General features: G+C 74.6%; 4 protein-coding genes and 1 pseudogene. 1 reads left to right on the top strand and 4 read right to left on the bottom strand.

Going from position 1 to position 9,582, the window contains the following annotated elements:
- From SSBG_RS05170 to SSBG_RS05180, 3 genes and pseudogenes are all read right to left on the bottom strand, one after another.
- Window positions 1-1,037: acyl-CoA dehydrogenase (locus tag SSBG_RS05170; protein WP_008745158.1), on the bottom strand; the 1,037-nt coding region annotated here is incomplete at its 3' end.
- Window positions 1,038-1,152: 115 nt separating this feature from the next.
- Window positions 1,153-2,310 (bottom strand): FUSC family protein, encoded by a 1,158-nt coding sequence (locus SSBG_RS05175; protein ID WP_037871129.1) that lies wholly within the window; start codon window positions 2,308-2,310, stop codon window positions 1,153-1,155.
- A gap of 241 nt (window positions 2,311-2,551) precedes the next feature.
- Window positions 2,552-4,611: pseudogene (locus SSBG_RS05180) on the bottom strand (prolyl oligopeptidase family serine peptidase).
- Between the two features lie 90 nt (window positions 4,612-4,701).
- Here SSBG_RS05180 and SSBG_RS05185 point away from each other — a divergent pair.
- Window positions 4,702-5,673 carry a DUF4232 domain-containing protein gene (locus SSBG_RS05185; protein ID WP_037868996.1) on the top strand — a complete coding sequence of 324 codons (972 nt, stop codon included), beginning with the start codon at window positions 4,702-4,704 and terminating at the stop codon, window positions 5,671-5,673.
- A 124-nt stretch (window positions 5,674-5,797) separates the two neighbouring features.
- Here SSBG_RS05185 and SSBG_RS05190 read toward each other — a convergent pair.
- A partial coding sequence (locus SSBG_RS05190) for a hypothetical protein (RefSeq protein ID WP_078491217.1) occupies window positions 5,798-9,582 on the bottom strand: 3,785 nt, incomplete at its 5' end.

The following is a 9,582-nucleotide window of genomic DNA, read 5'->3' on the forward strand; positions in this document are numbered from 1 at the left end:
CGGGGGTCGTGGCACAGCGGTCCCGCTCCGGTCGCGCGCCCGACGTGGGCGAGGACGCGTTCGCAGGAGGCGGCGACGAGGGCGCGGACGCGCAGGGCACGTCGCGCGGCGCCGCCCTCGGCGTCCTCGGGGTCCGCGTCGATCTCGGCCGCCGCGCGCTCCAGGGCCAGCCCGGCCGCGTGCAGTTCGATGTCCACCGCGCCGAGGTGGGCGTCGGTGAAGGGGTTCTCCCGGCGTGCGGCGGCCCGGCGCAGCGCACCCGCCACCGCGTGGGCGCCGCCGAGCCAGCAGGCGGCGACACCGACCCCGCCGTGCGCGAACCCGGGCCTGCGCACGTAGGCGTCGGCCTCGCCGACCGGCTGCGCGGGCGCCGCGTCGAAGCGCACGCCGGGCGTGTCCGAGCCCGCCATGCCGAGCGCGGGCCAGGTGCCGGGAACGGGCTCGTACGTGCCCCGGCCGGCGTGCGTGCCCCGGTCCGCGTCCGTGCGCCGCTCCGCGTCGGCGGGACCGTCCCCGTCCGTGCCGCGATCGAGGCGGACCGCGAAGAGGCGGGGGCCCCGCTCGGTGCGGGCGGTCACCAGGGCGTGGGTGCAGGAGTGCGCGCCGGAGGCGTACTGCTTGAGGCCGCTGAGCGTCCAGGTGCCGGCGGCCCGGTCGTGGGCGGCGCGTACGCCCTCGCCGGGCGGTTCGGCGGCCCAGACGCCCCAGCGCTGACCGGGGGCGGGCGCGGGCCCGCCCAGCTCGGCGAGGATCGCGAGCGCGTCGGTGTGACCCTCCACGAGGCGGGCCACGGCCAGATCCTCCTCGGCGACTCCGCGCAGCGCGGCGAAGCGCAGTCCGGTCGCCCCGCTGCCGGGGAGCGGGAAACGGAGCCCGCCGTCCTCGATGTGCCGGACGGCGGCGGTGAAGCGCGCGGCGGTCGCGGCGCGGGCGGCGGCGGCGTCGAAATCGCCCGGCTGGGGGACGCCCGCGTCACCCGGCGGGAGGAGGGCGTCGGCCGCCGCGGGTTCGGGAAGGGGCGGGGAACGGTGGGTCATGGGGGTGTCCTGTCGTGGGGGCGGCGTGGGGGGGCCGGAACACCATGGGTGCCCGTGTGGTGGCGTTTCATACCCGGACCGGCGGACCCGGGCGCCGGGAGGGGGCGCCCCGCGCTCAGTGCCCCACCTCCTCCGGCACGTCGCTCACGAGGGCCCGCAGCAGTTGCCGGGTCTCGGCGAGCAGTTCACCGGCCGGGACGGCGCCCGTGCCGGAGAGGGCGTGGAAGGACGCGTCCAGTGCCTCGTACGCCGCGCGCGCCTCCTCCGGGACCGGGCGCGCCTCCAAGCAGTAGGGCGCCGTCGGTTCCCGGCGCGCGAGGGCCTCGTACTCCCGCTCGCACAGCACCGCGAGCGCTTCGGCGAGCCGCGCCCAGTCGGCGAAGAAGCCGCCGCCCGGCGAGCGGAGCGGGTTGTCGCCCTGCGCGAGGGTCGCGAGGGTCCGGGTGACGGCCCGCAGGTGGTCGGTGACGGCAGCCCAGCGCGCGTCGAGGGCGAGCGGCGGCTGCGGGGGCCGCCCGCGGCGCAGCCGCAGGCCGGGGTTGAGGCGCGAGCTCTCCTCGCCGCCGCGCCTGGCCTCCCGTACGCGCTCCAGTGATTCCTCGGTCCGGCGGGCCTCCTCGTGCCAGTCCAGCGCCTGTTCCACCGGCCAGTCACCGCGCAGCCCGCCCGCGATCCCGCGCAGCAGCCGGGCGGTGTCCCGGGGCAGGCGCAGCAGCCGGTCGCCCGCGTTGCGCAGGTGCGCCGGGGGCAGTACGAACGCGTTGACGGCGATGCCGATGACGGCGCCGATGCAGGTCTCCAGAAGGCGGTGGCCGATCTCCACGGCGCTCGCCGAGGTCGCGGTGATGACGAAGAGCGCGGTCGTCGCCCCGTACACCCCTTGGGCGCCGAGTCTGCGGTACGTGCCGGCGAGGACGAGCGGCGGCAGCGCGAGAGCCATGGCGCCGAGGGTGTCGCCGCGCGTGAGGGCGAGCGCGGCGGCGGCGGTGAGGGCGCCCAGGAGGATGACGGCGAGCTGCTGGAGCCCCGCGCGCAGCGAGCGGTAGACGGTCGCGTCGACCAGCGCGAGCGCCGTCCAGGGGGCGAGCAGCGCCATCGGTGCCTTGAGCCACCAGCCGGCGAGCGCCCACGCGGCGATCGCGGCGCCCGCCGCCTTGAGCGACTGCACGACCGTGTCGCGCTCGGGCCCCGGCTGCCGGAACACGGTCCGTACGGTCCCGGCGACGGCCGCCGTCTCCTTACGGGCCCAGCACCCCGCTTCCCTCGGCCCCACCGGCTCCTCCTCGTCCGCGGTGAACCCGTGGGTACCCCGGGCCGGAAGCTTCACACGGCGCGCGTCACGGGGAGCATCCGGAAAAGGCCGATGACCTTCCGGCACCGCCCCGCCCCCGTTCCCCCACGACTCCCCTCCGCGCCCCGGCCCACGAGGTGCCCCCGTGCCGCTCCCCCGCCCCGGCCTCCGCGCCACCATCGACGCCTACCTCGCCCGCCACGCCGGGGAGACCGGCTGCGGCTCACCCCCGGGCTGGCGGGGCTGATCCGCCGGCACGCGGCGGGTTCAGGCGGCGCCACAGGAAGGTGTACGCCAGCGCGCTGTTGAAGGCGGCCTGCCCGTTGTCGCTGCCGCCGCCGTGGCCGCCGCCCGGGCTCTCGTACAGCAGGACGCTGTGCCCGAGTTCCCGCATCCGGGCGGCGAACTTGCGGGCGTGGGCCGGGTGGACGCGGTCGTCGCGGGTGGAGGTGCGCAGCAGGAGGGGCGGGTAGAGGCGCGGTCGGCGGTGAGGCGGTGGTACGGGGAGAGGTCGCGCAGGTGCGCGCGGTCGGTCTCGTCCTCCGGGTTCCCGTACTCCGCCGTCCAGGAGGCGCCCGCGAGGAGCCGGTGGTAGCGGAGCATGTCGAGCAGCGGGATCTCGGCGACCACCGCGCCGAACAGTTCGGGGTGACGCGTGAGCATGGCGCCCATCAGGAGGCCGCCGTTGCTGCCCCCCATCGCGCCGAGCGTCGCGGGGGTCGTGATGCCGCGCGCGACGAGGTCGGCGGCGACGGCGGCGAAGTCCTCGTAGGCGCGCGGTCGTTCGGCCTTGAGCGCCGCGCGGTGCCAGTCGGGACCGTACTCGCCGCCGCCCCGGATGTTCGCGACGACGCGGGTGCCGCCGCGCTCCAGCCAGGCCCGGCCGCTCACGGCCCCGTAGGCGGGGGTGAGGGAGACTTCGAAGCCGCCGTAGCCGTAGAGGAGCGTCGGGCCCGGTCCGTGCGTCGCGGGGTCGGGGCCCGTGACGAAGTACGGGACGCGGGTGCCGTCGCGCGAGGTCGCGAAGTACTGGCGTACGCGCAGCCCTTCGGCGTCGAACCGGGCGGGGGCGCGCTTGAGGACGGCGGCCGGGGCGCCGATGGTGCCGTGGGAGAGCGTGGAGGGCTGGAGGAAGCCCTCCACGTCGAGGTCGTAGGCGTCGTCGGCGTCCGGGTCGGTGTTCATGACGGCGGCGTCGGAGAGCGGCGGGACGGCGGTGAGCGGCGCGCGCGTCCAGGGGCCTTCGGGCGTGGGCGTGAGCACCTCGACCTGGCTGCTGACGTCCCGCGTGGTGGTCAGAAGCAGGTGGTGGCGGGTCCACGCCTGGCCGGCGAGGGCCGTGCGCGCGTCCGGCGCGAAGAGGACGCGCGCGGTGCGGTCGCCCGCGAGGAAGGCGTCGAAGCCGAAGGCGAGGAGGGCGCCGGGCGGGTGCCCGAGCCACTCGCCGCGGAGCGTCACCAGCAGGTGTTCCCGGTGCGCGTACGCCTCGGCGTCGTCGGGCACGTCGATCCTGACGAGCCGGTCACCGGGGGCGAGGAGATACAGCTCGCTCGTGAAGAAGTCGGGCGAGCGGCCCACGAAGTCCCGCGCGAAGCCGGGTGTGCGGTCGTGGTACCCCCAGGCCGCGATGTCGCTCCGCTCCGCCTCGTAGACGACGGCCGCTTCGCCGAGCGGTGTCCCGCGCCGCCAGCGCCGCACCGTGCGCGCGTACCCGGAGTCCGTCAGCGAGCCGCCCGCGCGGCCGGTCCCGATGAGGACGGTGTCCTCGTCCACCCACCCGATACGGGTCTTGGCCTCCTCGACGCGGAATCCGCCCTCGACGAACTCCCTCCGTACGAGGTCGAATTCGCGCACCTCGACGGCGTCGGCCCCGGCGCGCGACAGGCGCACGAGGGCCCGTTCGCGGTCCGGCTCGCGCACCACGGCCCCGTTCCACACCCAGTCGACGCCCTCGGCCGCGGCGAGCGCGTCGATGTCGAGCAGGGTCTCCCAGGCGGGGGCGTCCGCGCGGTACTCCTCGGTGGTGGTGCGCCGCCACAGGCCGCGCACGTGCCCGGCGTCCTGCCAGAAGTTGTAGCGGTGGCCGCCGCGCCGGGTCGCGTACGGGATGCGGTCGTGCGCGTCGAGCACGTCGCGCAGGCGCGCTTCGAGCGCGGTGAAACCGGGGTCCCTCGTCAGCTCCGCCTCGGCCTCGGCGTTCCGCTCCCCCACCCACACGAGGGCGGCCGCGCCCTCGATGTCTTCCAGCCACAGATTCGGGTCGTCATCAGTCACGGTGCGCATTCTCCCGCGCCGGGCACCTGTGACAGCCTTGTGACCGGAACTATGGCCTCCGTCACACGTGCGGGAGGCGCCCGCTGATCGGATGACCGGATGCGCAGACCCACGCCGCCCCGCGCGGCCGTCGCCCGTCCCGTACCCGTGTCCGCCGCCCTCGCGGCGGCGGCCCTGCTCCTGGCGGCGTGCGGGTCGCGGGAGGCGGGAGGCGCGGTGACGGCGGGGGCCCCGCCGACGGCGGCTGTCACGCGTACGAGCGTCGAGGACCCCGGAAAGGACGGCGTCCGCGTCACCTCCCTGACCCTCCCCGCGCCCGCCCCCTCGCCGACGGCCTCCCGGTACGCCCTCGCCTCCGGCGGCCTCGTCACCGGCGCGGACCCGGGCGTCAGTGCCGCGTACGAGATCACCAACGACGGCGCGGAGGCCATGACCTACACGGTGACCCTCACCTTCACGAGCGGCGACGGCGCCGCCGTGGCCGACGCGACCACGACCGTGCCGGGCGTCGCTCCGGGGAAGACCGTGCGGGGCAGGGTCGGGGCCGGCGCCCTGCCGCCCGGGGCGCCCCGCGTCACCGGGGCGAAGATCACGGACGTCGCGGAAGTGCCGTCGGCCGAGGCCCGGGGGGCCGACGGCGGCTGCCCCGCCTCCGGCGTCCGGGTCCGCGCCGGCACGGGGGGGGAAGCCGCCATGGGCCTGCGGGTGGTCGGCCTGCGCCTCCTCAACTGCGGCGCGCGGGAGTACGCGGTGGAGGGGTATCCCGCCCTGGAACTCCTGGACGAGGACCGCGCGCCGCTCGGCGGCGTCAGGATGCTGCGCGGCAGCCGGGAGATCACCAGCGCGATCGAGGGCGCCGGGCCCCCGCACCGGGTCGTGCTGCGGCCCGGCGAGAGCGCGCGGGCGAGCCTGGTCTGGCGCAACACGACGGACCTGGGCACCCCGGTGACGGCACGCTACGTCCGCGTGCGGGCGAAGGACGGGGCCGTGCCCGAGACGCTGCCCGAGCACATCGACCTCGGCACGACCGGCAGGCTCGGCGTCACGCCGTGGACGAGGGCGGACCGCTGAGCCATCCGCCCCGCGGGACGGGCCGAGGCGGACGCGGCACACCCGCGCGCCCCGCTCCGTCCGACCCCGCCCGCTCCGGACCACCCCGGTCCGTCCGCCCCCGCGCCGCCTCCGTCCGTCCGCCTCAGCGCGTCCAGGTCTGCTTGCCGTCCGCGTCGTACAGCCGCAGCGAGCCGTCGTCGCCGAGAACGAGCCAGCCGGGCCGCTTCCCCTTCGTGCCGCTCGCCCAGACGGCGTGCCGGTCCTTGTCGTAGGCCACGAGATTGCCGTCGGACTGGAGGGTGAGCTGCACCGTGCCCTTGCCCTTGGTGCCGGTGGACCAGACGGCCTTCCCGGCGCGGTACTCGACCAGGTTGCCGTCCGCCTGCATCTCCAGGGTGTAGTCCCCGGCCGCCAGGTGCGCGCCCTTCTCCAGCGAGCCCTGCGCGCCGACGCGGTCGGCGCCGCAGGTGGCCCACACGCCGGTGAGGTCGGGGAGCTTGTCGAGGGTGTCGCTGGAGACGGAGCGGGAGTCGCCCTCGCCCGCGTCGTGCAGGCACTTGAAGGTGTCCCAGTCGTGGACGACGCGGCGCTTCCCGTCGTGGCCGACCTGCCAGGACGTCTTCTGCTCCGCCTTGTCGCCGTCCCACTGCACGAGCTGCCCCCGGTAGGCGGCGGCGTCCACGGGGCTCGTCCACACCGTCTTGTCGGCCTTCGTGGAGAGGATGAAGGTGCCGTCGTCGCGCAGCGAGAGCCAGGCGGCGCCCTTGCCCTTGGTGCCGGTCGCCCAGCGGGCGGTGGGGCCGTCGTAGAGGACGAGGTTGCCGTCCTCCTGGAGGATGAGCCGGTCGCCCGTGGCGGGCGCGGTCCAGCGCACGGTGCCGGAGGCGTCCTTCGCGACGAGCTTGCCGTCCTTGCCGAGGGTGAGCCGCGCGCCGCCGCCGGACTTGAGGTACGTACCGGTCTCCAGCTCGCTGTCGGTGCCCATGACGCTCGCGCCGCACACCGCCCAGACGTCCTTGAGGTTGATGTACTTGTCGAGCGTCCCGCCGGGCTGTCCGCCCGCGTCCGGCTTCCCGGCCTCGTCCTTGAGGCAGCCGTACGTGCCGAGATCGCTCACCCAGCGGCGGTAGCCGTCGGCGCCGACGAGCCAGGAGGTCTTCTGCGCGTTCCCGTCGTCCTTGTACTGCACGATCTTGCCGCGGAAGTCGGACTCGCTGGAGCCGGGCGCGCCACCGTCCGCGTGGGTACGGGAGTTGAGGACGACGAGGGTCGTGGTGTCGCCGTCGCGGAAGGCGACCGTGGAGAGGTCGCCGGTGTTCGTGGAGTCGACGCGTACGGCGCCGGGGCGGACGAACTTCCCGAACTGCCCCCAGAACCAGAGGTCCTGCGAGGGCGTGTAGCCGCCGTCGGCGCCGACGGTCATCATGCCCCGGCACGTGTGGCAGGCGTCGGGCGTGGAGAGGGCGGGGCCGCCCTTCGGGTCCTGGGCGAGGGACCAGTAGACGGAGCCCGTGGAGCCGTTGCGCAGCGGTCCGATGAGGAGGTTGGCGACCTCCCAGCCCATGTTCCCCGCGACGTCGGAGGACTGGTCGACGAAGCCGGAGCACTCGGTCATGAGCGTCGTGACGCCCTGGGTCTGGGCTCCGTAGTGCGTGCCGTCGTAGCAGTGGTAGCCGATCGCGTCGACCGAGCCCCGCTCGGTGAGCGTGCGGACGTAGTCGGGGTCGTTCCAGTTGTGGTCGAAGCCGAGGACGCCGACGTCGCCGGGCAGCCGGGACTTGAGCGCCTTGGAGAGGGCGACTTCGTCGTCCGGGTTGAGGAGGGTCGTGGGCATCTGGGTCTTGCAGTTCTCGGGCTCGTTCTGCATCGAGACCATCCAGGGCCTGATGCCCGCCTTGTCATAGGCGCTGACGTACTTGGCGAAGTAGTCGGCGTAGTCGTTCACTTTCCCGCGGTCGAGTTCGTTCTGCTCGGTGCCGCACTCGTTGCCGGTGAGCCTGCCGCCGCGCTTGGCCCAGCCGGGGGCGCTCCAGGGGGTGCCGAGGAGTTTGAAGTCGCCGCCGGTTTCGCGTTTCGCGGCCTGGAGCATGGCGATCTGCCGCTTGTCGGCGGCGGTGGCGTCGGCGGAGAAGCTGCCCTTGGTGTCCTCGTAGGTGTGCACGTCGGTGCCGTTCGCCATGAGGTCGCTGGAGCCCATGGGCGAGCGCACGAGGGTGAGCCCGGCCTGCTTGTCCCCGGTGCCGAAGAGCTGGGAGAGGATCGCGTCCCGGTGCGGGGAGGCCGCGATGAGGGAGGCGGCCGAGTCGGTCATGGCGCCGCCGAAGCCGTCGATCCGCTGGTGGGTCTTCGCCGTGTCCACGGTGACGGTGGCCGTGGGCCGCCGTCCCTGCGCGCTCACGTCGAAGTCGTCCATCGTGTACTTCAGCTTCGCGCCGTCCGCCGCGCTGAGCGTCATCCTCGGCTTCTGGCCGTCCTTGAGGACGTACGTGGCGAGGGAGTCGGCGGGCTGGGAGACGTCGAAGGACGAGTTTCCCGAGCGGACCGTGAACGTCGCGGGGCGGGAGCCGAGGTCGGGCACCCGGGGGTCCTGGCCGCCGTCACCGGGCGGCGCGGAGAAGGACACGTACCCGTCCTGGCCCTCGGGGCGCTCGTACCAGCCGGAGAAGGCCCAGTTGGCGTAGCCGCCGTCACCGGTGTTGAGGACGTCGCCGGAGCGGAGCACGAAGGCGTCGTAGTCGGTGTGACCGTCGTTGCCCTCCCAGACGTGCCGCAGGCCCTCGGCGCGGGCGAACTGCATGTTGTTCAGGCTCTTGACGACGAGGATGTTCGTGCCGGGGTAGCAGGCTTCGAGGCGTGCGGCGGAGCGCTGCGCGAAGGTGCCGTCGCCCGCGGGCGGGGGCCCGGCGCACACGTAGTGCGCGGCGTCGGGGAGGGCGAGATCGGTCGTCGCGCCGGTCCAGGGGGCCGAGGGGTTGAGGTCCGCCTCGGCGGGGCGCGTGAAGCCGACGGTGACGTCGCCGTCCTTCTCGGTGCGCTGGTAGTGGCCGCCGTAGCCCCAGTTGAGCCAGCCGCCGTCCCCGGTGGAGGTCACCTTCCCGGTGTCCGTCACGTACAGCCAGAAGGTGCGGTTGCCGATGTCGAACTTCTTCTTGTACGCGGCCTTGCCGTCCGCCATCCTCAGCGAGTCCGTGCCGGTGAACTTCGCGGCGCCGCCGTCGTGCAGGAGCAGGACGTTGTGGCTGGGCCAGCAGTGCATGGCCTGGGCGAGGAGTTTCTCGTCGGCCGCGGCCCGGCTCTGGTCGCTGCCGTCGCCGACGGCGAGCTGGAGATCGGCGTCGGGGGCGGTGATGCCGCGCACCTCGCAGGACATCGGGGTCTCCTCGCCCACCGAGGAGGCGTACCAGTCGTCGTCGCGGGCGACCGGCGGCGGGGCCGTGAAGGTGACCGTGCGGTTCTCGTCCGCGCGCGAGAAGTAACCGCTGTAGCCCCAGTTCTTGTAGCCGAGGTCGCCGTCCTTGTGGAACGTGCCCTCCTTGAAGACGAGGACGCGGTAGGACGTACGGGAGATCGACACCGTCTTCGCCAGCAACATGCCCTTCATGTGCTGCGTCGTGAGGCCCTTGGGCTGGGTGACCATGACGTTGTAGCCGGGGAAGCAGTCCTGCACGTCGCCGACGAACGTCTCGACGCGTTCCGCCTTCTGCGCCTCGTCCACGATCATCGCGCCGATGATGGCGCCGATGTCCCAGGCGAGCGCCGCGCCGATGTTGGCGAGGTCGATGATGCGGTCCTTCGCGCCGTACGAGGGGTCCTTGGTCGTCACGCTCGTGTCCCCCACCGGCACGGCGCCGGGACACTGCCCGGTCAGCAGGTCGCCGTCCGTCCCGGCCGCCGCGGCGGGCGCCGCCGCGCCGAGCGGCAGGAAGG

This window comes from Streptomyces sp. SPB074 (assembly GCF_000154905.1).
In the GTDB taxonomy this organism is placed as follows: Bacteria; Actinomycetota; Actinomycetes; order Streptomycetales; family Streptomycetaceae; genus Streptomyces.